This window comes from Christiangramia aestuarii, assembly GCF_009735585.1.
GTDB lineage: Bacteria > Bacteroidota > Bacteroidia > Flavobacteriales > Flavobacteriaceae > Christiangramia > Christiangramia aestuarii.
On sequence record NZ_VJVW01000004.1, the window covers coordinates 348,133 to 374,065 of the forward strand.

General features: G+C 44.6%; 23 protein-coding genes. 13 read left to right on the top strand and 10 right to left on the bottom strand.

Annotated features, from left to right (window positions below; all coding sequences use genetic code 11):
- Positions 1–70: 70 nt before the first annotated feature.
- The 9 genes from FLP08_RS11940 to FLP08_RS11980 form a co-directional block, all read right to left on the bottom strand.
- Positions 71–853 (bottom strand): Fpg/Nei family DNA glycosylase, encoded by a 783-nt coding sequence (locus tag FLP08_RS11940; protein WP_156276966.1) that lies wholly within the window; start codon positions 851–853, stop codon positions 71–73.
- 143 nt (positions 854–996) lie between these two features.
- Positions 997–2,070, bottom strand: coding sequence for a PA0069 family radical SAM protein (locus FLP08_RS11945; RefSeq protein WP_156276967.1), 1,074 nt, complete (start codon positions 2,068–2,070; stop codon positions 997–999).
- A gap of 196 nt (positions 2,071–2,266) precedes the next feature.
- Entirely contained in the window at positions 2,267–3,049 is a 783-nt protein-coding gene (locus FLP08_RS11950) for an enoyl-CoA hydratase/isomerase family protein (protein WP_156276968.1), read from the bottom strand.
- Between the two features lie 5 nt (positions 3,050–3,054).
- The gene (locus tag FLP08_RS11955; protein WP_156276969.1) at positions 3,055–4,509 is read right to left on the bottom strand and encodes a sensor histidine kinase; all 1,455 of its coding nucleotides are present in this window, start codon (positions 4,507–4,509) and stop codon (positions 3,055–3,057) included.
- Positions 4,510–4,550: 41 nt separating this feature from the next.
- Positions 4,551–5,099, bottom strand: coding sequence for a CopD family protein (locus FLP08_RS11960; RefSeq protein WP_156276970.1), 549 nt, complete (start codon positions 5,097–5,099; stop codon positions 4,551–4,553).
- Positions 5,099–8,200, bottom strand: a complete 3,102-nt coding sequence (locus tag FLP08_RS11965) for a VPS10 domain-containing protein (RefSeq protein WP_156276971.1) — start codon at positions 8,198–8,200, stop codon at positions 5,099–5,101. Before FLP08_RS11965 ends, FLP08_RS11960 begins: the two co-directional genes overlap by 1 nt.
- Positions 8,201–8,257: 57 nt before the next feature.
- The gene (locus tag FLP08_RS11970) at positions 8,258–9,598 is read right to left on the bottom strand and encodes an MATE family efflux transporter (RefSeq protein WP_156276972.1); all 1,341 of its coding nucleotides are present in this window, start codon (positions 9,596–9,598) and stop codon (positions 8,258–8,260) included.
- Positions 9,598–10,632, bottom strand: a complete 1,035-nt coding sequence (hemH, locus tag FLP08_RS11975) for a ferrochelatase (RefSeq protein ID WP_156276973.1) — start codon at positions 10,630–10,632, stop codon at positions 9,598–9,600. The genes FLP08_RS11970 and hemH overlap by 1 nt, the downstream gene beginning before the upstream one ends.
- A gap of 94 nt (positions 10,633–10,726) precedes the next feature.
- On the bottom strand, positions 10,727–11,620 hold the full coding sequence (locus FLP08_RS11980; protein ID WP_156276974.1) for an AraC family transcriptional regulator: 894 nt from the start codon (positions 11,618–11,620) through the stop codon (positions 10,727–10,729).
- 202 nt (positions 11,621–11,822) lie between these two features.
- Between FLP08_RS11980 and hemA the strand changes: the two genes are divergently transcribed.
- From hemA to FLP08_RS12045, 13 genes are all read left to right on the top strand, one after another.
- Positions 11,823–13,079 (top strand): glutamyl-tRNA reductase, encoded by a 1,257-nt coding sequence (hemA, locus tag FLP08_RS11985; protein ID WP_156276975.1) that lies wholly within the window; start codon positions 11,823–11,825, stop codon positions 13,077–13,079.
- Entirely contained in the window at positions 13,076–13,993 is a 918-nt protein-coding gene (hemC, locus tag FLP08_RS11990; RefSeq protein ID WP_156276976.1) for a hydroxymethylbilane synthase, read from the top strand. The genes hemA and hemC overlap by 4 nt, the downstream gene beginning before the upstream one ends.
- 1 nt (position 13,994) lies before the next feature.
- Complete coding sequence (locus FLP08_RS11995; RefSeq protein WP_156276977.1) at positions 13,995–14,645, top strand: uroporphyrinogen-III synthase; 651 nt, start codon at positions 13,995–13,997, stop codon at positions 14,643–14,645.
- An 11-nt stretch (positions 14,646–14,656) separates the two neighbouring features.
- On the top strand, positions 14,657–15,682 hold the full coding sequence (gene hemE, locus FLP08_RS12000; protein ID WP_156276978.1) for a uroporphyrinogen decarboxylase: 1,026 nt from the start codon (positions 14,657–14,659) through the stop codon (positions 15,680–15,682).
- A gap of 3 nt (positions 15,683–15,685) precedes the next feature.
- Positions 15,686–16,588, top strand: coding sequence for an oxygen-dependent coproporphyrinogen oxidase (gene hemF / locus FLP08_RS12005; protein ID WP_156276979.1), 903 nt, complete (start codon positions 15,686–15,688; stop codon positions 16,586–16,588).
- A 37-nt stretch (positions 16,589–16,625) separates the two neighbouring features.
- Positions 16,626–17,615, top strand: a complete 990-nt coding sequence (gene hemB / locus FLP08_RS12010; protein ID WP_156276980.1) for a porphobilinogen synthase — start codon at positions 16,626–16,628, stop codon at positions 17,613–17,615.
- A 62-nt stretch (positions 17,616–17,677) separates the two neighbouring features.
- Positions 17,678–18,031 carry a hypothetical protein gene (locus FLP08_RS12015; RefSeq protein WP_156276981.1) on the top strand — a complete coding sequence of 118 codons (354 nt, stop codon included), beginning with the start codon at positions 17,678–17,680 and terminating at the stop codon, positions 18,029–18,031.
- A 94-nt stretch (positions 18,032–18,125) separates the two neighbouring features.
- A complete protein-coding gene (locus FLP08_RS12020) occupies positions 18,126–18,611 on the top strand; it encodes a hypothetical protein (protein ID WP_156276982.1) in 486 nt (161 codons plus the stop codon).
- Between the two features lie 131 nt (positions 18,612–18,742).
- Positions 18,743–19,870 (top strand): CNNM domain-containing protein, encoded by a 1,128-nt coding sequence (locus tag FLP08_RS12025; protein WP_156276983.1) that lies wholly within the window; start codon positions 18,743–18,745, stop codon positions 19,868–19,870.
- Complete coding sequence (locus FLP08_RS12030; protein WP_156276984.1) at positions 19,851–20,321, top strand: methylated-DNA--[protein]-cysteine S-methyltransferase; 471 nt, start codon at positions 19,851–19,853, stop codon at positions 20,319–20,321. The genes FLP08_RS12025 and FLP08_RS12030 overlap by 20 nt, the downstream gene beginning before the upstream one ends.
- Before the next feature lie 19 nt (positions 20,322–20,340).
- A complete protein-coding gene (locus FLP08_RS12035; protein WP_156276985.1) occupies positions 20,341–21,489 on the top strand; it encodes a serine hydrolase domain-containing protein in 1,149 nt (382 codons plus the stop codon).
- Positions 21,479–22,192 carry a 3'-5' exonuclease gene (locus tag FLP08_RS12040; RefSeq protein ID WP_156276986.1) on the top strand — a complete coding sequence of 238 codons (714 nt, stop codon included), beginning with the start codon at positions 21,479–21,481 and terminating at the stop codon, positions 22,190–22,192. The genes FLP08_RS12035 and FLP08_RS12040 overlap by 11 nt, the downstream gene beginning before the upstream one ends.
- A gap of 97 nt (positions 22,193–22,289) precedes the next feature.
- Positions 22,290–22,649, top strand: a complete 360-nt coding sequence (locus tag FLP08_RS12045) for a DUF6616 family protein (protein ID WP_156276987.1) — start codon at positions 22,290–22,292, stop codon at positions 22,647–22,649.
- Between the two features lie 53 nt (positions 22,650–22,702).
- Here FLP08_RS12045 and FLP08_RS12050 read toward each other — a convergent pair whose 3' ends face one another.
- On the bottom strand, positions 22,703–25,912 hold the full coding sequence (locus tag FLP08_RS12050) for a M4 family metallopeptidase (RefSeq protein ID WP_162431056.1): 3,210 nt from the start codon (positions 25,910–25,912) through the stop codon (positions 22,703–22,705).
- Positions 25,913–25,933: the final 21 nt, after the last annotated feature.

Genomic DNA, 25,933 nt, shown 5'->3' on the forward strand with positions numbered 1-25,933 from the left:
TCTGATTTCCTGAGGTCCTAGTATAGGTGAACTGAGAATTAATGTAAAGTGTTTAGGAAGGTTTCAGCAGCTACTTTTGCTCCTGGCATTCAGGACAGAAATAAGTGCTCCTGCCTCCTACTTTGATCATCTCAATTTTACCTTTTCCGTTGGGGCAATCTTCCCCTTCGGTCCTGTGTGGACGCAGGTAAGAATCTGGCAGTTTAGTACCTTCGGTCTTGCTTTTGGTGACCGTATCCAGCACCTCGATCATATTTTTATACATTTTCGAAAGATCGGCCTTAGAAAGCTTTTCAGATTTCGCTTTTGGATGTATTCCGCTATGGAAAAGCAGTTCATCTACGTATAAATTTCCCAGCCCGGCGATAAATGACTGGTCCATCAATGCAGTCTTAACATTGCCTTTTTTATTTTCAAAAAGTTCTTTGAACTCCTTTTCGCTTAGATCTGAAGCATGAGGCCCCAGTTTTTGTTGCTTCCGGAACTCTTCCACGCTTTCTGTCAAAAACAATTTCCCGAACTTTCGAGGACAGATAAAGGAAAGTTTGGATCCTTCTTCAAAAGTCAGGGTGAGTTGGGCGTGCTTATCAACCTCATCATGGTTAAAATAATCCAGCTTCCCGGTCATCCCGAAATGGATCACCAGGTAAGCTTTATCCTTAAGCTCCAGTAAAAGATATTTCCCAATCTGTTCGCTGGAGACCAGCTCATTGTTCAGCAGTCTTTCCTTGAAATCTTTCTTTGGTGACTGGAAGATCTTATCTGCCCCAAGGTCTACTTTTACGATCTTCTTATGCAGGCTGGTAGAGTCTACATATATTTTCTGGTATGCTACTTCTGGTATTTCAGGCATCTTTCTACATTTTTAGCTTTCCTAAAATATTAATTTTAGATGGGCCTGACATGTGATAAGAAGTATTTAGTAAAAATTTAAATTGGTACCTAGTATCATAAACCAGATGAAATGTCCCCAAGCTCTTACTACCCGTTGATGCTTCAAAATAGCTTCATCTGGCCGTCCTTGAAATCTTCGTGCAGCTTGCAATTTAATTTAGGTTTCTGCCGGTCCCCCAGGTAGAGCTTTCGAGCAAGTTTGAACTGCTGTTTCACCTGGTTTGCAAACTCGCCTTCTCCTTTCATCCTGGTGCCAAAGCGGCTGTCGTTCAAACTACCTCCGTGAATATGCTGGATCTGGTTAAGCACCTTATCTGCCCTGTCTGGCATGGCTTTTCTTATCCAGTCTGAAAATATTTCACCAATCGCGCCATTTAGCCTTACGATAGTGTAACCAACACTCAGGGCTCCCCTGTTCGCGATCTCCTTTACCAGTGGCATGATCTCGTGGCTGTTTATCGAAGGGATGATGGGTGCCATCATTACGGTGACTGGAACATTGGCTTCGGAAAGTTTCTCGACGGTTTCAAGTCTCTTTTTAATAGAAGCGGTTCTTGGCTCAAGGATACGTCGCGTCTCTTCCTGCAGAGAAGTAATGGATATGGCCACGCTCACCAGGTTATCCTGCGCCAGTTCCTTCAGTATATCCAGATCTCTCTGAATTAGGGCGTTTTTGGTGATCATCCCTACCGGGTGACGGTATTTTAAAAAGGTCTGTAATAGACTGCGGGTGATCCTTAATTTCTTTTCAATAGGCTGGTAACAATCGGTATTCCCGGAAAGAACAATGGGTTTAGCTTCCCAGCTTTTGCTTTTCAGCTTTTTCTCTAGCAACTCGACAGCATTCCTTTTTACCAGGATCTTCTGTTCAAAATCCAGCCCGGCACTATACCCCCAGTATTCATGAGAATTCCTCGCGTAGCAATAGATACATCCGTGTTCGCAGCCCTGGTATGGGTTAAGCGAAAAATCCATGCCCACATCGGGGCTGGTCACCTTATTTACGATAGACTTCGGAAAGGTTTCAATCAACCGGGTCTTATTGTCTTCGGCCTCCTCACCTTCAGCCGCACAGTAATTCAAAAAGTCGTCCCGGGTCTCATGGCTGTGCTCATCGAACCTGTTCGAAACGTTCAGCTGAGCTCCCCTTCCCTTTATAAATTCATTCGAAGACATAAGGCAAAAATATGGAATTTTTCCTTTTTATAGGATTTTTTCCATGTTTTGTCTCAATAAAAAAGAGGTCATCGCTATATATTTCTTTGCGTCAAGCTGTCCCAAAGCATCGGGAGTTTCAGCTTCTTATATCAAAAGATCCTGAAACAAGTTCAGGATAACGTTTTAAAACTAACGACCACCTCTTTTATAGCTTCTATTTATTCGGAAAATCGGCTTTTCTCTTGTTCAGAAATGCCGAGGTTCCTTCCTTGAAATCATCGGTCCCAAAGGAACGACCAAATTCATTGATCTCTACATCGAATCCGTTCACTCCATCCTCGTAATTGGCATTAATGGCCCTGATGGCCGCACCAACAGCGACCATTGAATTCTTCATGATCTTGGCCGCGATCCCTTCAGCAAATTCCAGAAGGTCGTCTAATTCTACCACGTGGTTCACCAGATTGTATTGCAGTGCCTGGTTAGCATCTATCATGCCCGCGGTCATGATCATTTCCATGGCGCGGCCTTTACCAACCAGCTGTGGCAGTCTCTGGGTTCCGCCATATCCCGGGATCACCCCAAGGGATACTTCCGGAAGGCCCATTTTCGCATTGTCGCTGGCGATCCTGAAGTGAGCCGCCATAGCCAGTTCCAGTCCTCCTCCAAGGGCGAAACCATTCACCGCGGCGATCACCGGCTTTGGGAAATTAGCAACGTAATTAAAAAGTTTTTTCTGCCCGTCTGCCGCTAGGCCTTTACCTTCTTTTGGCGAGTAATCTGCAAATTCATTAATGTCTGCACCGGCAACGAAAGCTTTTTCACCACTTCCGGTAATGATGACAATCTTCACCTCATCATTGTCTTTCGCGGCCTTAAAGGCATCGTGTAGCTCCTGAATGGTCTCACGGTTAAGGGCGTTCAGTTTTTTGGGTCGGTCTATGGTAATCGTTAATATGTTCTCTTCTAATTCTTCTAAAATGTTATTATAACTCATAATTTCTATTTTGGAAATCTTACGCTAAATATAGTGCCTTTATTTTGTTTAGACACAAAGCTGATACTACCATTATAGGTCTCCACGATGTTCTTAACCATAGCCAGCCCCAGTCCCATTCCGCTGGATTTGGTGGTGAACTTGGGCTCAAAGACCTTGCTCTTGTTCTCTTCTGAGATTCCAGAGCCATTATCTGAGATAGATACACAAACCGTATCCTCTTCTTCTTCTACCATCACCAGGACATGCGGATTTTCAACATCCTTCAGGGCCTGGGTGGCATTCTTCACCAGGTTGGTTATTACCCTTATCAACTGAGTACGGTCGAATTTCGCCAGGATCTCTTCTTTTTCAGATTTAAACTCTATATAATCCTCGTTGAAGATATCCAGGGCGAGTTTAACGATCTTGGGAACATTCAGAGTTTCACTCTGCTGCGCCGGCATCTTCGCAAAGTTGGAGAATGCCGAAGCTATAGAACTCATGGTATCTATCTGGTTGATAAGCGTATTGCTGTATTCATCTACTTTCTGCTCGATCTCGGGATCGTTTTTATCGAAGTTTCGCTGAAAGCTCTGCACGCTCAAACGCATAGGGGTTAAAGGGTTCTTGATCTCATGGGCCACCTGTTTAGCCATTTCCCTCCAGGCCTGTTCACGTTCGCTGGTGGCCAGTTTCACGGCACTTTCCTCCAGCTCGTCGATCATGGAATTATAGGCTGAAACCAGTGCATAGATCTCTTCGGTGGCATTAGAAAGCTCTATCTTCTGGTTCCTTTTATCCAGCCGGGTCTGGTTGATCTTTTCTGAAACTATTTTCAGCGACTTGGTAATATATTTCGACAGGAAAAATGAAAGGACAATGGCGATCAAAAGCATAAATAGATACACCTCAGCCATGCGTACCAGGAAATTGTTCAGGTCCCGGTTCAACAGGCTGTCATCCTGAAGGTAGGGCAGGTATAGTATGGCCAGCGGCTTGAATTTGCTATCTGTGATATAGGAATAGGAAGACTGGTATTTCTGATCGTTTATCTCGGTCTTCTTCAGGTATTTTTTATCTGGAGTGGCCTCGAGTTTTTCCAGCGTTTCCCTCGGAATCCTAACCTCGGTGGTATCCTTAAAGAAAGACTCATTAGATTTTATAATAAGATTACCACTGAGATCGTAAATATGAATTTGCATCTCATGAACCTCGGCCATCTCGTCTATCTTATCATTCTCATTAAAGATAGGCTCCAGATGTTCACTATCTACAACGTAGGTAGTACTAGCCAAAACGAATTTGATATTTTCCAAAATGGCCTTTTGCTTCCTCTCCAGGCGTTCTCGATGATAGTTTTCAGCCTCCTGCTTGTATTGATATACGGTCACTCCAAAGATCAGGATCGAGGCGCCCAGCACCAGTAAGATCATGGAGATGAATATCCGGGTTCGTAAGGATAATTTAAGCAGTTTCATATAAGCTTACTTGCCTGCATTGTTACAATTATCACACCATTTCAGGCATCAGGATTTTTTGCTCGAATTCTTTTATACAATTTTATGCCCAGCATGAGCATGATCGCCAGCACAAAAATACCTGCCACCCCGTAGATCCAGTTTATCGCATCCCTCACGATCACCAGGAAGATCACCGAAAACAGTATAAGCGTAGAGCCTTCGTTCCAGATGCGCATCTGGTTCGAGCTCCATTTAACCACGTCTTTCTGCAGCTGTTTAAAAATGAGATGACATTTAATATGGTAGGCATATAAGAGGACCACAAAACCAAGTTTCACGTGCATCCAGGGCTGTTGCAGCCATTCCGGAATCATATAAAGTAGGCTGAAGGCAAAGATGCTCGCCAGTATCGCCGAGGGCCAGGTAATGATAAACCATAGGCGTTTGGTCATTAGTTTCAGCTGGTCTGTAAGAATACTTCTTTCTGGTTCCTTCTTTGCATTAGCCTCGATCTGGTATATGAACAACCGCGGGATATAAAAAAGGCCCGCGAACCAGGTGATCACGAAAATAAGGTGGAGAGCTTTTATGTAATTGTAATATTCCATTATTCTTCGGCCTCTACAAATAGATAGTTAAGGTCTAACTCGTTAAACTGCCTGTTGAATTCCCTGATCTCGTTTTCCAGCAGTTCGTCAAATTTATTCAATTCGGTATTTATTTTGGCGGTGAGCATATTTTTCACCTCGATGTCCTGGGTGGTGGGAGGAAAATCGTCCATTCCCACCAGGCTGTTCAAATGCGCCAGTTTATTGGTGAGTTTTATAGGAAAGTTCAGCGGGTCCTGGTTGCTCCTGTTCTTCGTCTGATACAGGGCATTTTCTATTTCAGAAAGCTGCTCACTCAATTTTTCAGCCTTTTCAAGCAAAGTTTCCACGCCTTCTTTTCCTTTGTATTGCTTCTGAAAATCTTTTAGCTGCGCATCCACCTTTCTCATTTTCCTGATGGATTTATGAGCCTTATCTACCGTTGCATTTACGCTGCTTATAAAATCGTATTGCTTCTGCATACCGGCAATATCTGTTTCGGCATTTTCATCTGGAAGGATTTTAAAGTTCTCTTTTAAAACCTCATCATCTACTTCCAGCACAACTTTGTATTCACCGGGTACGGCCTGTGGAGCTTCGGTACTGGCCCACCAGAGGATCATTCCTTCAAGCTCTTCAGCACCTTCACCGCGCATGTCCCAGATATGTTTGTTAGCACCTTCACTTACCTCCAGCTTATGCTTTTCGTCTGTTGTGCTAAAGCTCTGGATGGTATCATTCGATCTATCCAGGTAACTGAGCTTTACTTTTTTGTCCTTTGGATCCTTCAGGTAGAAATAGGTTACCACTCCGGAAGGATGATTGGTACCCGCGGTTTTCGATTCGCTGGAACTACCGTCCATTCTGTAGCTGTCCTTAGGTTTAAAAAGTAAATTGGAATCCTTATCTGCTTTAGGCAACTGGTGCATCAGGCTAAGGTCATCCAGGATCCAGAGGCTTCGGCCCTGGGTGGCGACGATCAGGTTATTGTTCTTTATAGCCAGGTCGGTTACAGGAACTATGGGCAGGTTCAATTGGAACGGCTTCCAGGTAGCCCCGTCATCAAAAGAAATATACATTCCGGTCTCTGTCCCGGCATATAAAAGACCTTTTTGCTGCGGGTCCTCCCTTAAAACCCTGGTAAAATGTTCCGAAGGAATTCCATCGGTGATCATTTTCCAGGACTTTCCATAATCTGAAGTCTTATACAAATAAGGAGTAAAATCTCCCAGTTTATATCTTGTTCCGGCAACGTAAACAGTTCCAGCATCAAAAGAAGAAGGCTCCACGCTGTTAATCATCATCCATTCCGGCATTCCCTTAGGAGTAACATTTTCCCAGTTCTCACCACCGTCTTTGGAAACGTGGATCAAGCCATCATCGCTACCAGTCCACAGCACTCCTTCTTTTACGGGAGATTCCGCAGCAGCAAAAATGGTGCTGTAATATTCCACCGAAGTATTATCCTGGGTGATAGGCCCTCCCGAAGACTTTTGTTTAGACTTGTCGTTCCTGGTAAGGTCGGGGCTAATTTCTTCCCAGATCTCCCCTTCGTTAGTGGTCATGTGCAGGTGATTAGAAGCCGTATATAGCTTATCGGGATCGTGCGGAGAGAAGAAAATAGGAAAGTTCCACTGGAACCTGTATTTAAGATCCTCGGCACCATGGCCCATGGGGTTATCTGGCCAGACGCTTACACTTCTTACCGTTCCCGTTTCATGATTATAACGGGTAAGAAAACCATCATAACTACCTCCATATACTATATCACTGTTTTCGGGATCTACCGCAATATGAGCGCTTTCTCCGCCGGCAGTAGATTCCCAATCATCTTCGTCTATATTCCCTCCCTTGGTCCTGTGCCTTATTCGCACCGTGGAATTATCCTGCTGCGCAGCATAGATCCTGTAAGGAAAGGCATTATCTGTGGTCACCCTGTAAAACTGTGCTGTTGGCTGGTTGTGATAAGTGCTCCAGGTCTCTCCACCATCATAGGTCACCTGTGCTCCCCCGTCATCTCCCATGATCATGCGTTCGGGATCGTTGGGAGCTATCCAAAGATCGTGATGGTCCCCATGTGGAGCGCGATCTGACTCGAAAGTCTTGCCTCCATCGGTACTTTTATGATAATTCACGTTCAGAACATACACTACATCCTCATCTTTAGGATCGGCATAGATCCTGGTATAATACCAGGCACGCTGTCTCAGGCTTCGGTCATCATTGATATGTTCCCAGGTCTCTCCACCGTCATCACTTCTATAGATACCTCCATTTTCCTTGTTCTCCACGATAGCCCATACCCGATCGCTATTTGCCGGGGATACGGTCACCCCGATAATCCCCAAGGTATCTTTCGCAAATCCCTTGTTATTAGATATTTCTTTCCAAGTTTCACCGCTATCGGTGCTTTTCCATAATGCTGAACCTTCCCCGCCGCTGCTCAGGCTATAAGGTGTTCTTTGAACTTTCCAGGTAGAAGCATATAATATTCTGGGGTTATTGGGATCCATGATAAGGTCTACGGCCCCAGCCTGAGTATTTGAAAAAAGTACTTTTTTCCAGTTCTTACCGCCATCTATAGATTTATAAACCCCTCGTTCTTCGGTAGGTTTATAGATATTTCCCAGTACCGCGGCGTATACGGTATTAAAATCCTTGGGGTGGGTCACGAGCCTGGGAACATGCCTGCTTTTTTCAAGCCCTGCACGCTGCCAGGTCTTCCCTGCATCCTCGGTCTTCCAGACTCCATACCCGGAAGAAACATTTCCTCTTACTGTTTTTTCACCCCCCCCAACGTAAATAACATTGGGATCGCTTTTTGCCACTTCAATGGCACCTATGGAGCCCCCAAAATATCCGTCTGAAATATTCTCCCAGCTCCTACCGCCATTTTCGGTCTTCCATACACCACCACCGGCCGCACCAAAGTAATAGAGATTTGGTTTATTGGGAACACCGGTGACCGCGGCACTTCGGCCTCCTCTGAAGGGGCCTATCAGCCGGTATTCCAGCGCGTCATAGATTTTTTCGTCGTAATTCTGAGCTGAAAGCTTTTCAGTAAAGATTCCGTTGAATAAAATGCACAGGCAAAGGCCAAGCCTAAGTAAATATTTGTTCATCTGGGTTCTGGTTAGATATGTTTTAAAGATAAGGATTTAAGTGAATTTCCAATATTGCTATTTCAGGGTGTTAACGATCTCCCTGTTCAGGAAATAGGCCGTTACGATAGTAGATAACAGGTCGGCAATGGGAAATGAGACCCATACCCCTATCTCTCCAAAATAATAAGGAAGGACCAGAATTAGCGGAATAAAGAAAAATCCCTGCCTGGATAAGGTTAATAAGAATGCCGGCACCGCCTTCCCTATCGCCTGGAAATAGGCCGCTCCTATCAGCTGCACCGCCACAATGGGGATAGCAGCAAAGACCCATCTCATCGCCGAGGGAGTTTGTTCAATAATGGAAGCTTCTGAAGTAAATATCCTCACGATATCCGGTGCAAAGAACATGATGCCTAAAAAGATGAGTAGCCCCATTCCGCAGGAATATAAGATCGCTGTATTGATGGTTTTTCGAACTCTTGAATATCTCCGCGCGCCATAGTTGAATCCGGCGATGGGAAGAAAACCCTGGGTTACCCCAAGCACGGGGAACAGGGCAAACATCAGCATCCTGGCGATTATGGCATAGACGGTGACCGAATCTTCACCTCCAAGGTCAAAAAGTATATTGTTCATTAACAGGTAAGTGACACTCACCACCGCCTGCCGGGCGAGGGTAACCACCCCGAGGGAAGAAATTTCTTTTAAGATCGGGTAATCCAGCCTGAAATGCGCTGCGCTTATCTTTAATTCTGAATTCTTGGAAAGAAAGAACCAGACGATATACCCCAGGCAGAAAAGATAGGAGGCCGTGGTAGCCAGGGCCGCACCTTCCATCCCCATATCCAGGCGGTTTATAAGAATATAATCAAGAATAAGGTTTCCAACAGAGGGAATGATCATGGCGATCATGGCAAACCTGGGCTTACCTTCGGCGCGTATCACGTTATTCCCCATCATGGCCAGGGCCAGGAACGGTACCCCGCAAAGCACGATGATATAATAGATCTTGGCGGGATCAAAGATCTCACCCTTACCCCCGAAGGCCGGGATTAGGCTGTCTACAAATATAAGTCCCGGTATTACCAGGCCTATAGAAAGTAAAATGGTGAGAGTGATCTGGTTTCCGAAGGTTTTCAAGGCCTTTCCTGGCTCCTCAGCTCCCAGTGCCCGGGAAATAATGGAAGATCCTCCAATCCCTATGGCCATTCCCAGGGCGGCAATAAAAAAAGAAACCGGCAGCACCACATTTATCGCCGCAATGGCGATGGGTCCTATCCAGTTTCCAACGAATATAGTATCTACGAGTATGTTCAGCGACATGACCAGGATCCCAATAGACGCGGGAACAGCCTGCTGTATTAGCAGTTTCCCGATGGGCTTCTCACCCAGCTCCTTGGAATTCCGGACGGCCATTAAGCCTCAACAGGCTTTTGGTGAGCCCATTCGTCTATCCAGCGTGAAAGTACCTTTACCCATTCCTCGCGGTCGTTAAGACAGGGAACCACGGTAAATTCCTTTCCGCCAACTTCATGAAAGATCTCCTCGCCTTCCATGGCGATCTCTTCCAGTGTTTCCAGACAGTCTGAAACGAATGCCGGGGTTACAATGGCCAGTTTCTTCATCCCCTGTTTCCCGAACCTCTCTATCGTACGGTCGGTATAAGGCTTTAGCCATGGGTCGAAACCAAGACGTGACTGGAAAGAAACGCTATATGTATTTGGCTTTAGACCAAGATATTCTGCAACCAGCCTGGTAGTTTCAAAACACTGGTGACGGTAACAGAACTGGTGTGCGGTAGAAGCCGACTGGCAGCAGGAGCCGTCTATCTTACAATGCGAGTTCGTGATATCGCTTTTCCTGATATGCCTTTCCGGCACCCCGTGATAGGAAAACAGTAAGTGTTCGTATTCCTTATCCTTCAGGGTTTCGGCTATACTATTCCCTAGCGTTCTTATATAATCTGAATGGTTATAAAAAGCAGGTACCGTGGTAAAGTTCATATCTGGGAAATGTTCTTTCCTAAGCTCTTCTGCCAGCACCAGGATGGTTTCGGTAGTAGCCATGGCGAACTGGGGATAAAGCGGAAAAAGCAGCACCTCATCTACTCCCTGGTCGTGCAGTTCCTGCAGCCCCTGTTTGATACTCGGGGTACCATAACGCATGGCCAGGGCAATGGGCACAGAGGTATGATCGTCTATCTTAGATTGTAATCTTTCAGAAAGCACGATAAGCGGGGAACCTTCTTCCCACCAGATCTTCTGGTAAGCCTCAGCCGATTTCTTAGGCCTGGTATTTAGAATGATGCCTTTTACCAGCAGGGTACGCGCCCAGTAAGGCACATCGATCACCCGCTCATCCATAAGGAATTCACCCAGGTATTTTTTTACATCTTTAGGATCTGTGCTATCGGGAGAACCAAGGTTCACCAGCAATACGCCTTTACTCATAATTTTTCTTTTTCCAGGTCAAAAATAATATTCTGTATAATTCTAAGGGTTTCTTTACAATTAGACTTTTCTATGTATTAATAATCTTTAGAAACTATCCGTTTACCGAAAGTGTATATTTTTTAGGTGTTGTTCCGAACTTCTTCTTGAATCCCGCGATAAAATGGCTGGCAGTACTATACCCAACCTTCAGCCCTACCTCATTCACATTATATTCTCCAGATTCGAGGAGTTTACGGGCATATTCCATCTTATAATCGAATAGGAAACTATACACCGAATCCCCATAGATCTGCTTAAAACCTTCTTTTAGTTTTTTCAGGCTAAGGCCAATCTCATCGGCCAATTCCTGGAGTGAAGGCGGTTCGGCCATACGGGCGATTACAATGTCCTTGGCCCTCCTTATCCTCTTAATGTTTTCTTCATCGCTAAGGAATGGACACTGCTCCAGGTCTGGATTTTCTGCTTTGTTAAAATACAGGCTGAGCAGCTCGAATGCCTTGGCCTTGAAATACAGGTTCTTAATACTTGGTGTCAGGCTGAAGTTCATCAGCTGATTGAGCACCACGGCCATGGACGGGGACACCGGCGCGTCCTTATAATATTTCTTATCCTTATTATCGGCGCTTAAAAAGGTAATATAATCGGCTTCCTGTGAGAACAGGGCATGGAATTTTTTAATAGAGATCACCAGCGAAATTAGCCAGGATTCAGGTTCCAGGGAAACGTTTAGCGGAAGGTCCCGCTGCGGGTTATAAAGCAGCAATGAATTTTCCTCCGGCAGGGGTAATTCGTAATTCCCGTCGTTGAAAAGGAATTTACTGCTGCCCTTCACATTAAAGTGAAACTGGATAAAACTGTTGTCTATATCCCTGGACATTAACTTGGCATCAGCCGTATCGTTCTGAAACTTAAGTATAAAAAAACCGTCCTCTATCTTGATCTCTTCAGAGATACTTACAGCGTTATTTTTTAGGTGATCTTCCATAGGATTCCATTTTTATTTATTTAGAATCAATCTAAACTAATTGCTCCGAATCAACTATAATTACTACAAAAGTAGGGCATTTTCGGTTTTTTGGTCCTAAAATCATGATAATTATCATCTATCGACACATTTAGTGCTTCCAGCGTTACTTTTTAATTTATTCATACCTTAATTTTGCCCCCGTGTCCACCTAAACTGATACATGGAAGATTATCACATTTCTAAAGGAAAGCACTTTTATACTATAGGTTTAAGTTATAAGAAGGCCGATGCAGAGATCAGAGGTCATTTTAGCCTTGATGAAGAATCTAAACAAAGATTACTGGTACAGGCGAAAGATGAAGGTATAGACGGCATCCTGGTAACATCTACCTGCAACCGCACCGAAATCTATGGTTTCGCGCAGCACCCATTTCAACTTATCAAGTTACTTTGCGAGCATACCCACGGCACCGTGGAAGAGTTCGAAAAGGTAGCCTACGTTTATAAGAACAAACAGGCCATCTCTCATATTTTTAGAGTTGGAACCGGCCTGGACAGCCAGATCCTGGGAGATTTCGAAATTATTAGTCAGCTTAAAGTTGCCTTTGTTAGATCTAAGAAATTAGGACTTGTAAATGCCTTTCTAGAGCGGCTGGTAAATGCCGTCATCCAGGCCAGCAAACGTATCAAGAACGAAACCGAGATCTCCAGTGGAGCTACTTCTGTTTCCTTCGCTTCAGTCCAGTATATTCTGAAGCATATCGAAAATGTTTCAGACAAGAACATTCTTTTGTTCGGAACAGGAAAAATAGGCAGGAATACCTGCGAGAACCTGGTAAAACATACACGGAACAATCATATCACCCTGATAAACCGTACCAAGGACAAGGCTGAAAAGATCGCCGGAAAGTTCAATCTTATCGTTAAGGATTATGCCGATCTGCAGGCCGAGATCAGGAATTCTGATATTTTAATCGTGGCCACTGGCGCACATAACCCGACCATTTCAAGAGAACTTATCTACCCTAAAAAAGAACTTCTGATCCTTGATCTTTCTATTCCGAAGAATGTTTCAGACGATGTTAGGGAACTGGACAATGTGAAGCTCATTCACCTGGATCATCTGTCTCAAATGACCGATGAGACCCTGGAAAGACGCAAGCAGTTCATTCCGCAGGCCAAAGAGATCATTGCCGAAGTTGAAGAAGATTTCAACAAATGGCTGGAAACCCGCAAATTCGCACCAACCATCAAGGCTTTAAAGAAAAAGCTTAAGATGATGAAAGATGCTGAACTGGATTTTCAGCGTAAAAAGATCTCAGACTTCAACGATGAGCAGGCAGAGATCGTGAGCAACAGGATCATACAGAAGATCATGAAACATTTTGCCAACCACCTGAAGGAGGACAGCGAAACCAATGATGAAAGCCTGGAACTTATACAGAAGGTCTTTCAACTTGAAGAAATCACTAAATGAGCAAAGTAATAAGAATTGGTACCCGCGACAGCGAATTAGCGCTCTGGCAGGCCAAAACCGTGCAGAATGCTCTGGAAAAGACAGGTCATAAAACCGAGCTAGTCCCTGTAAAATCTACAGGCGACCTCAACCTTGACCAGCCTTTATACGAAATGGGCATCACGGGGATCTTTACCAAGACCCTGGATGTAGCCATGATCAAGGGCGAGGTAGATATCGCTGTACATTCCATGAAAGATGTACCTACCGCCTTACCCAAGGGGATCGTGGAAGGCGCTGTGATGAAACGTGCCAGCAATAAAGACATCCTTATTCATAAAGGAATAGAATTTCTTGATGAAAAAGAAGGCACCATCGCCACGGGAAGCCTTAGACGAAAGGCCCAGTGGCTTAATAAATATCCCCAGCATAAAGTGGTGGACCTTCGCGGCAACGTGAACACGCGAATGCAAAAATTAAACGATAACGACTGGAACGGCGCCATCTTCGCCGCTGCCGGGCTTGAACGTATCGAGATAAAACCTGAAAATTATATCGACCTTAACTGGATGATCCCGGCGCCTGCACAGGGAGCCATGCTTATCGTGGCCATGGAAGAGGATGAATATTGTCGCAAGGCCCTGACCATGCTGAATCACCAGGAGTCTGAGATCTGTGTTCATATAGAACGTGAGTTTTTAAGGGTTCTCGAAGGTGGTTGTACCGCGCCGATAGGAGGCCTGGCGAGAATAGAGAATTCAAAGGTGCATTTTAAGGGCGCTTTGTTCAGCCTTGATGGGCAGAAGAAGATAGAAGTAGAAAAAGTGCTTCCGCTGGAAGAGACCAAAAATATGGGTAGGGATTGCGCCAGGAAGATCCTTGAAAATGGCGGAAAGGAACTTATGAGCTCTATAAAATCGGTTTTAAATAGCTGATATGGCGACGGTTCTTTCTACTAAAAAGCTCAAATTAAACCAGAAAGAGCTATTGTTAAACTCTGGTATCGGCCTGATAGAATATAACGCCATAAAGATAGAATCCATAGAAATTGAACTCAAACAGGAGACTATAGAGTATGTGATCTTTACCAGCAAGAATGCTGTGAAAGCCGTGTCACAGAAAAGACCCGAAATAAAAAATTGCTTTTGCGTGGGAGAGAAGACCACGGCCCTGGCCAGGGAAATTGGCTATAATGTGCTGTTGACCGCAAATAATGCAAAAGACCTGGCGTTGATAATAAGCCAGGATCATAAGAATAAAGAATTTCATTTCTTCAGTGGAAACAGGCGCAGGGATGAATTGCCGAAATTACTGGAAGAAAATAATATAAAATACAAGGAAACCAGGGTTTATAACACCAGTTTGAATCTCAGGAAATTCGATTCAGAATTTGACGGGATCATGTTTTTCAGCCCGAGCGGGGTGCAAAGTTTTACTGAAAGAAACAAACTGAACACTACCGCCTTCTGCATTGGAGAAACAACCGCTGCCGAGGCTGCAAAACATTCAGAAAAGATAGTGGTTGCCTCTAAACCTGCGATAGAAAATGTGATCGCCAAGGTGGTTTCAGAATTAAAGAATAAATAAAATATCAGGAAATGATAAAGAACGACCTGTTTTTAAAGGCATTAAAAGGAGAATCTGTAGAACGTCCACCGGTTTGGATGATGAGACAGGCGGGAAGGTATTTACCCGATTTCATGAAACTAAAGGAAAAGTACGATTTCTTTACCCGTTGCAGGACTCCGGAGCTGGCTACAGAAATTACGGTAATGCCCATAAGGCAGATTGGCCCTGATGCCGCGATACTTTTTAGCGATATCCTGGTAGTGCCGCAGGCGATGAACATTGAGGTAGAAATGAAACCCGGAGTTGGACCATGGTTACCAAACCCGGTGAATACCCCGAAAAAGGTTGAGGAAGTTATAGTTCCAGATGTGAACGAGGAACTGGAGTATGTCTTTGAAGCCATTAAGCTCACGAAACAGGAACTTAACGACGATGTCCCACTTATAGGATTTGCGGGCTCTCCATGGACCATATTATGTTACTGCGTGCAAGGACAAGGTTCAAAAACATTTGACAAAGCGAAAAGATTCTGTTTTATGGAACCTATCGCGGCGCACACCCTACTTCAGAAGATCACCGATACCACGATCGCCTACCTTAAGGAAAAAGTGAAGGCCGGGGTAGATGCCATCCAGCTTTTCGATTCATGGGGCGGACTTTTAGAACCAAAGGATTACCAGGAGTTCTCCTGGAAATATATGCAGCAGATCATCGATGCCCTTAAAGATGAGGTGCCGGTGATCGCCTACGGAAAAGGCTGCTGGTTCGCCTTAAAGGAAATGTCACAGTCTGGAGCTTCGGCGCTGGGTGTAGACTGGACTTGTGAAGCCAGGAATGCCAGGTACCTAAGCGGCGGGCAGATCACCCTGCAGGGGAATTTTGATCCCGCAAGGTTATATTCCAAGCCTGTGGAAATAAAATATATGGTGAACGATATGATCAATGCCTTCGGAAAAGATAGGTACATCGCGAACCTGGGACATGGAATCTTACCAGATATCCCCGTAGATAATGCCAGGGCGTTTGTAGACGCAGTAAAAGAATACCAGGGCTAATTTATGAAGGAAAAGTTCTATAAATATATAGAGGAATTACAGGACAGGATCACCTCGATGCTGGAAGAGATAGATGGAGAAGCAAAATTCCAGGAAGATCTATGGAAGCGCGAAGAAGGTGGAGGCGGCAGAACCCGGGTTATTGAAGATGGAGCTGTTTTCGAAAAAGGCGGAGTGAACATCTCTGCCGTACACGGTCCGCTTGCCCCGGCCATGCAACAATATTTCAAGGTTGGAGACGTAGATTTCTTTGCCTGTGGGCTAAGCCTCGTGATCCATCCCAAAAACCCTATGGTGCCAACCGTTCATGCCAACTGGAGATATTTTGAGATGTATGAAAAGGATGGCAGTGTGATAGACCAGTGGTTTGGAGGAGGACAGGACCTTACCCCCTATTATCTTTTCGAAGAAGACGCAAAGCATTTTCACCAGGTTTCCAAGAAGGCCTGTACCCCACATGGGTTCTCGTTCTATTCAGATTACAAAAAGAAATGCGACGAATATTTCTGGAATTCCCATCGCGGGGAAGCCAGGGGTATCGGCGGACTTTTCTTTGATTATCTAAAGGAAGACGGGCATATGAAGATCGAAGACTGGTACGATTTCGTGACCGATGTTGGAGACTCGTTCCTGGACGCCTATGTGCCAATAGTTCTTAGAAGAAAAGACCTGCCTTATACAGATGAAAACAGGACCTGGCAGGAAATAAGACGAGGAAGATATGTAGAATTCAACCTTGTACACGACAAGGGAACGCTTTTCGGTTTAAAGACCAACGGACGCATAGAAAGCATCCTGATGAGCCTTCCTCCGCATGTACAATGGAAATATGATCATCATCCCGAACCGGGAAGCGAAGAAGCAAAACTTCTGGAGGTATTGAAAAAGCCCGTTAATTGGGTCTGAAAATAATTGAGAATTGACAATTGATAATTGAAAAAATATGTTCCCACTACGCCGAAATAGAAGACTAAGAAGCAATGAAGCCATCAGGTCATTAGTGCGTGAAACCATCATTTCTCCCAATGATTTTATCGTGCCTCTTTTTATTGTTGAAGGAAAGAGCGTGAAGGAAGAGATCGCTTCCATGCCGGGATATTACAGGTATAGCCTCGATCTTATTGAAAAGGAAGTAAAGGAATTATGGGGTCTGGGATTAAAATCTGTCCTGCTGTTCGTAAAGGTTCCAGAAAACCTGAAGGATAACGCAGGGACTGAAGCCATTAATCCGGAGGGATTGATGCAACGAGCAGTGAAAACTGTTAAGAATGCCGTTCCGGAAATGCTGGTAATGACCGATGTCGCTTTAGATCCGTATTCATCTTTTGGCCATGACGGAGTGATCGCAGATGGCAAGATCCTGAACGATGACACCACAGCGATCCTGGCAGAGATGTCACTTTCCCACGCTAAGGTAGGAGCCGATTTTGTGGCTCCCAGCGATATGATGGATGGACGTATTTTTGAAATTCGCAGCTTACTGGAAGATGAAGGATTTCATGATACCGGTATCATGAGCTATTCGGCGAAATATGCCTCGGCTTTTTATGGTCCTTTCCGCGATGCGCTGGACTCTGCCCCGGTAGATGCGCAGGAGGTCCCAAAAGATAAAAAGACCTACCAGATGGATCCATCCAATCGCGATGAGGCCATCAGGGAAACTATGATGGATATCGATGAAGGTGCCGATATAGTGATGGTAAAACCTGGACTTTGTTATCTGGATATCGTTAGAGACATTAAGAACGTGGTAAACGTACCGGTTTCTGTTTACCAGGTAAGCGGGGAATATGCCATGATCAAAGCGGCTTCAGAAAAAGGCTGGCTGGACCATGATGCGGTGGTACTGGAACAGCTTACCGCCATTAAGCGCGCAGGAGCCGATATGATCGCCTCCTATTTCGCCAAGGAAGCCGTGAAATTAATTTCTTAGTTCCCAACAAAATATAAAGGGAGTTTTCACTTTCGAATCGATTTTCTACATAATTTTATGAGGTGAAAAATCGAAAGCATTTTATAGTATCCCTCCTATTGCTGCAGGTCTTTTTATGGACCTCAGCAAATGCTTTTGCACACTCCGGTCCTGTTTTAGATCTTGCTTCAGTGCCCGGTGAATACCTGGTAGCCAACCAGAACAAAAAAGCGGTCCTGTTCCAGGAATTCACCGCAGGCCTGGACCTAAGAATCACTTCTGAAGATGAGAACAAAACCTCATCTACCAATTCCTTTTTACATTATGCATTCCCTACTGAAAGTCCCATTAAAAATGAAGGGATATTTTCAGAATTTGAAATAAACGGGAAGCAACTTCTCAAGACACAGATCTTCCCTTTCCATTTTTTCTGGTAATTAAAGTCTCGTTATTCCTGCCTTTTCGGGCAACAAAAGTTCCGCCAGATTCCCGATCACGCGGCAACATCATTAATTACTAAATTTTATAAAAATGGATATCAACTCATTAAGCATTGGGCTGTTGCTTTTCGCGGTCTTTATGTTCCCCATCGCCTATATACTCTTTAACCAGAAAGCGAAGGAAAACAAAATCAAAAAAGATCTGGTACAGATCGCTTCAAAAAATCATTTGAAACTTGACAAAATGGAAAGCTTCGGACATCTTTCCCTGGGATTTGACAGCATTCATAAGAAACTGATCATCCTGGAGTTTGGCGACCTGGATAAAGCTCAGGTTTTAGACCTGAAAGAGGTAAGCCAGGTAAGGATTGCCAGGACCCTAGAAACCGGTTTTTCCGGAAATATCAAAAAAGACAGGATGGTGCATATCGCCCTGGAACTGGCTGGAAAGAAACAGGATAAACTGGCAGAGATCTGCTTCTACGATGAAGATGATTACGACAGCACAGATGCCGACATCAGGCTGAACGAAGCAAAAAAGTGGGACGAACTGCTGCAGAAAAATCTGGCAGTTTGAACCTTGCTTTAGTTAGTTTTAAAGGCCTTCTTTTCTAAAAGGAAGGCTTTTTTAATTCCCTTTTATCATTTCTTTTAATGAAAATGCCTACAGAATATATAAATTAGCTAGTCTAACAGTCAATTAAGCACATGGCCTTATTATTAATTTATGCCGCATTATCTATTTTCTTTTCCTTTATGTGCTCCATACTCGAGGCATCGCTGCTGAGTATTACGCCATCTTACATTAAGATCAAGAGAAAAGAAGGTAAACATTACGCGAAAATACTGGCAACCCTAAAACAGGATATAGATAAACCTCTTATTGCCATCCTTACCATCAACACCATCGCCCATACCGTAGGTGCTATCCTGGTGGGGGTTCAGGCGGAAAAGACCTTTGGCGACGGGGGTAACTCTGTGGGCATTGTTTCGGCGATCATGACCCTGGCCATATTGGTGCTTTCTGAAATTATCCCGAAAACCATTGGAGCAACCTACTGGCAATCCCTTGGTAACTTTACCGCCAAGGCTTTACAGATAATGATCTTCCCACTGAAGTATACAGGAATCCTTTGGCTGATGATGCTTACCACAAAACTTATTGGAAAGTCGGCACACGTAAGCAGCATGAGCCGGGAAGAGTTTGCCGCCATTACCGATGCCGCCGAAGAGGAAGGTGTTTTTGAAGAAAGTGAGACCACCGTGATCAAGAACCTGCTGGTGTTTAAATCTGTGGAAGCCAAGGATGTGATGACTCCGTTCTCGGTAGCTATTACTGAAGATGAAAGCATGTCCCTGAAGGATTTTTACCAGAACCACAGAAACCTTAAATTTTCAAGAATTCCGGTTTATCAGGAGCGTTCCAACAATATTTCAGGGTTTATCCTGAAAGATGATGTGCTGGAAGAAGTGATCGATGAAAAAGGGCATCAGTCCCTGAGCGATATCAAACGGGATATCCTGGTTACCAAAGACAATACACCAATCCCTGAACTATTCGAAATATTCGTTCAAAAAAGGGCACATATCTCCATGATCGTGGACGAGTATGGGAATGTGACCGGGATCGTGACCATGGAAGATATCATAGAAACCCTGCTGGGACTGGAGATCATGGACGAAAGCGACAGCGTGGAAGATATGCAGATGCTTGCCAGGAAGAATTGGGAACGCCGCGCAAAAAGATTAGGACTTATCCAGAGAAAACAGGACCAGGAAACCAGCGACGAGGAAAAGGAAAACAAGGAAGAAAAGAATGAAAAAAGCGAGAATTAAAACTCCGCTGGGAATCGCCGAAATTACCGGGGATTCAAATGGCCTCACTTCCATAAAAGTATTAGACGAAGGAGCTGTTTCCAATGAAATTCCGGCAGAACTGCTACCTGCGGTAAATCAGCTTCAGGATTATTTCAAAGGAAAATTGCTGAATTTCGATCTTCGAATTAATCCAGAAGGCACCGATTTTCAGAAAAAAGTATGGAATAAACTTACCGAGATTCCCTACGCCACCACTATTTCCTACCTGGAACTTTCCCGGCAACTGGGAGACGAAAAAGCCATCAGGGCTGTGGCTGCAGCAAATGGCAAAAATCCTCTTTGGATCGTGGTACCCTGCCACCGGGTGATAGGCAGCGACGGCTCACTTACCGGATATGCTGGAGGTTTGTCTCGCAAAAAGTGGCTGCTTGAACTTGAAAACCCACCGGTACAGCAGAGTCTTTTTTAAAATTCATTAAATTCATCCTATGAAGAAACTGCTACGCATACTTTTATTTTTCCTGGGATTTTTACTTTTCGCCTCTCTCCTGCTTTATGTGCTTGGGTACGGATACATCTTTAAAGCGGTAAGCACTGTCTACTTTACGGGGCATACAACAGCCTTTATAGACGACTATCCATATTTCGAGAACTCGGTTATAGAGAATGCCGATAGCGTCCAGCAATGGCCCTTACACGAAGAATATAACGAGGTAAAGGCAACCTCAGGCCTGGATAGCCTTAACCGTGAACTTGAGACCGCGGCTTTCCTCATTATAAAAAATGACAGTATCTGGTTCGAAAAATATTATAACGGCTACACAGATACTTCGAGAACAAATTCCTTTTCAATGGCAAAAAGCATAGTCACCGCTCTTATGTTCAAAGCCATTCAGGACGGATATATTGAAAATACAGAACAACCTGTGGCAGATTTCTATCCAGAGTTCAACCAGGGCCTAACGGTGGGAGATCTTTCTTCCATGGCTTCAGGCCTTAACTGGGATGAAAACTATTACAGCCCTTTTAGCTCCACCGCACGGGGTTATTTTGGAGATGACCTCAAGGAACAGATCCTTGAACTTGAAGTGACCGAAACTCCCGGAAAAGAATTTGAATACCTCAGCGGAAATACCGAGTTGCTGGGAATGGTCATCGCAAAGGCATCAGGAAAAAGCCTGAGCGAATACCTTAGTGAAAGTTTCTGGAAACCTTTAGGAATGAACGATGATGCCCTCTGGCAACTAGACAGCGAGGAAAATGAGATGGAAAAAGCCTATTGCTGTATCGCCAGCAATGCCCGCAATTTTGCAAAATTCGGTAAGCTATTCATCAATTATGGAGATTGGCAGGGGAAGCAGCTTCTGGATTCGTCTTATATCGTCATGGCCTCAAAACCCAGGTTCAAAGAAACTCCTTACTATGGGTATGGATTCTGGTTGAGCGATCATAAAGGCAAGGAAATCTTTTATATGCGCGGAGTTTTAGGCCAGTACGTTATAATGATCCCGGAGGAGGATCTGGTGATCGTAAGGCTGGGACGTAAACTCATTCGCAAGGAAAAAGGCGATAAACACTACAAGGATTTTTATATGTATATTGATGAGACTTACAAAATGCTGAATCATGCTACATAAGCTTAACCTGGAAAATGTACTTTTTCTGGACATCGAGACCGTACCCGAATTCCGGGATTATTCTGAAATGGACGAGGAAAAGAAGCTCCTTTGGGACGAAAAATCCAAATACCAGCGCAGGGACGATTTTACCGCAGAAGAGTTTTATGAAAAGGCCGGCATCTGGAGCGAGTTCGGAAAGATCATTTGTATCTCTGCAGGATATTTCAGTTTCAGGAATGGAAGCCGGAATTTCAGGATAACCAGTTTTAAAGGGGAAGAAGAACAGTTACTGAGAGATTTCAATCAATTGCTGGAAGAGTATTTTTTTCAGCCATACCAGTTATTATGCGCCCATAACGGGAAGGAATTCGATTTCCCCTATATCGCCCGCCGGATGCTGATCCACAATATGCGGCTACCTTCAAAACTCAACCTTTTCGGGAAAAAACCCTGGGAAGTGCCCCATCTGGATACGCTGGAACTATGGAAATTCGGTGACTACAAACATTACACCAGCTTAAAACTGCTCACCCATGTCCTGGGCATCCCTTCTCCCAAAGAAGACATAGACGGCTCTATGGTAAGGGAGGTCTATTATGAGAATGGCGAGTTGGACCGCATCGTGCAATATTGCGAAAGGGACGTGATCGCGATCGCCCAGGTGATCTTAAGATTAAGGCAGGAACCCCTGCTGGCAGATTCAGAGATTTCTTCGGTATAAATTATTCTTAAAATACTGTTATTCAGGCAGAATAACTTGGAGTTCCACCTTCTAAATGTTTAACTTTAAGTAAGTCTAAACTAATAAATCATAAATTATGTATTTATATATTGAAATGTGGAACGTCACCACCAAATGGATGAAACTTGACCGCGAAGAAAGAAAGACCATGATGGAAGAGATGCATAAACGCATCAAGAACATGAAGGCCAGCGGAGTGGAAAACCTGGGATGGGCCCGTAACGACGAACATACTCCATATCGCAGCGATTACAGATATATGACGGTTTGGAAAATGCCTTCGATAGAAGAAGTTAAAGTACTGGAAAGCAATTTGAAGACCGTGGGCTGGTATAAATATTTTTCCCAGGCCAATTCCCGGGGAGAGCTTATCACCCAGGATGATGCTATAAATTTCCTGATAGACATAGAAGAAAATTCAACATCTTTCGCATAAAAAAAGGCCGGAATTTTTTCCGGCCTTTTTCATTTAGCAGCAGCTACATTCCCCTACTTCTTAATAAATTTCTTAACGATCTCCTTCTGGCCGTCACTAAACCTGACTATATAGGTTCCGCTGGTAAGCTTGGCTACGTTGATCGTATTGTTCACTTTTCCTGAAGCCACCTCATAGCCTACAGAATTAAAGATCTTATAATCCATTTTCCTGTTATCTGGAGTATTCACGTTGATGATATTCCCGGTAACTACAGGATTTGGATAAAGCCTGGCGTCGAAGATATTTTCCTCTTTCCCAAGAACCTGTGCATTATAGTTCGCATTGCCGGTCTGGGCAAATGCAGCTGAAGATTGCCCTACATTTACAGTGTAATCTTCTACCTCTCCGTAAGAAAAGGTCTCACAGGCTGTTTGAGCTGCATTATATTTCATGGAAACCCTCATCCTGGTGGCTCCTGCAGCAGCCGTGGTTGGTACCGTAAAGCTGGCAGAAAGGGTGGCACTGCTGGAAGAAGAACCGCTTACCACAAGTTCTGAAGCTTCAAAACTTCCATCCTTATCGTAATCTATCCAAACCTTCCAGTATTCGGTATAAGCTGTTCCAGAAAATCCTGCGCTGATATAGATCGTGTTCGAGCCATAAGGGAGGCCAGCAGAAAGAGCGGTATTATCCTTATAACCACCGTCATTTCCTGAAGCATTGTTAAGTCCGTTAAGCTGTACCAGGTCTATCCATTCGTAACTGGAATCATTCCCGCCAGAGCTGCAATAGGAAACCGAGCTGCTCTGAGTGGTCACAGAAATAGTGTTGGATTTGGTGGAAACATTTCCAGCTTCATCCTTTGCCTTCACGTAAAAACTATAGGTCGTTGCAGCAGCAAGCCCGGTGATGTTCGAGCTGGTGGAGGCCGTGGAACCTAAGAGACTTCCATCTAAATAGATGTCATATTCTGAAACTCCCACATTATCTGAAGAAGCAGTCCAGGAAAGCGTAGTACTTGTTTGGGTAGTACCGCTGGCGACAAGACTTGATGGCGCAGTAGGCGTCTCGGTATCGGCTGCCCCGGCTCCAATGTTCACCGTATAATCTTCTACCTCACCATAATTGAAGGTTTCACAGGCTGTAGGCACCCCATTGTACTTCAGGGAAACCCTCATACGGGTTTCACCGTTCAGGGCACTTGCAGGCACGGTAAAGGATCCTGAAACAGGGCTGGTCTTGGAAGCGGCCTTGCTCCAAACCAGTTCTCCCGAGTCTCCAAAATCACCATTCTGGTTATAATCTATCCATACCGCATAACCTTCGCTATAAACAGTTCCGGTCCAGGTTGGGGTGATAGTTATGGTATTTGAATTTCCTTTAGTAAGGCTGGTAGATACAGAAGTAAAATCTGAATATCCACCTGTAGCGGTAGATGCATTATCTATCGAGCCCAGCTGTACACGGCTAATATATTCATCGGCAACGCTGTTCCCTTTAGAAGAACAGTATTCTATCTGTCCATATTCAGAGCCTACCCCAACGGCGTAGAACGCATTGGTCACCGCGATCTCTTCCGCAGAACCGGCTCCATAAAGATCTATGGCCGACTGGATTCCGAAGGTCCTCGCGTTAGCAAAGGTAGAGTTAGCCGAGAGGTATACGCTTTCCAGCCTGTAAGCGATCTGGGCCGCTTTATCTATACCTATCCCATTTACATTGTAAGAATCTCCAATATCATTGGTTCCAGATTTTCCAGCAGTAAGTATATAGAACCAGTGGTTAAGCACCCCGCTATTGGTATGTACCCCGCAATAGTCATTCTGGTCTGTAGGTGTACAGTTCACATTTTTCCAATATGTCCCGCCATAGGTATCTGGCTGGCCTTCAGAATTAGGATCGCTCATGGATCTTAAAGCCGCGCTGCCGGCACGTCTTTCAATATCTTCCCCTATAAGCCAGGTAGATTTCGAAGGTGTGGCGTAATATTCAACGCAGGCTCCCCAGATATCGGAAAAACCTTCGTTCATGGCCCCGGATTCTTTCTGATAAGCAAGGTTGGCGGTCTTCTCACAAACGGCATGGCCAATTTCGTGTGCAGCCACATCCAGAGAGGTTAGTATATCAAAATAAGTACCGCTACCATCACCATAGGTCATCACGCTCCCATTCCAGTAAGCGTTATCATAAGCATTGTCATAATGCACATAACTTCTTATCGCAGCTCCCTGATTATCAAAACTGTTCCTGCTGTGCACGCTGGAAAAATAATCGTAGGTCTGTTCCGCGCCCCAGTGTGCATCCAGTGCACCATTGTCTTTCGCGGCGTTATCGTGTTCTGCAGCGGTCCAGTTATTATCATTATCGGTAAAATTTACCGCATTGCTATAATTGGTCCCGGTATTCATATCGTAGGTCTGTACGCCGTTACCCCTGGTAACATCAGATAGGATATAAGAAGATCCACTTGTCGAGGTCTGGATATTCCTGGAACCGCTATACCTGGTGGCAGCAGTACCAATAGCGAACATTGCAGAAGAACTCATTTTAGAAGCCGTAGCAGCCTTTGTGGAGCTTCCGTGAGCATGATCACCCAAGTGTTTGATTATCGCGTCATAAAGCAGGATCTGGCCATTCTGGGCATCTACGTAAATGTTCCCCCTGCTAACGGGGTCTGTCGCGTAAATATCGAATTTATAAGCCAGGCGCACCTCTTCCTTGAACTTTCTCTCCCCTACCTGTTCAATTTTCTGAGTAGGTAAAAGTACCAGTTCTCCTTCCGGCTTTTTATAACCGATCTTCGCAGCACTTTCGGGATCCTGCCACAGATAAGATTTGGCACCAATACGATTCAGTGCCTTTCTGAAGGCAACTTCTTTTGGGATCCCGGCCCTGGTATCTACTTCTTCTACCCGGTAAAATTCCCCGCTCATGGACTGGAGTGCACCAGATTCTGAATGTATGGAATAAGTAGCGAATTCTACCTTTACCCCATCGTAATACATCTGGTACTTGTCATGCTTGAATCCCGCCTTATCCTTCTCAGATTTTATTCTGGCAAAATCTGAGCGCTCATTCAGCTGCAACTGCTCTTTGAACAGCCGCCGATGGTCACTGGCATTAAAACTTGAATTTTCTTTAAAGACGATAAGGCTGGGTTTGCCTCTTTCGTCATTTACACGTTTTTTTACGTCTTTGTCGGTTTCCTGGGCGATTGCCTGAAAGGAACAAAGACTTAATCCCGCGATTATCACGGAATTGTAGAGTAATTGTTTTCTCACTTTTAAGGGTTTTAGTTTGGT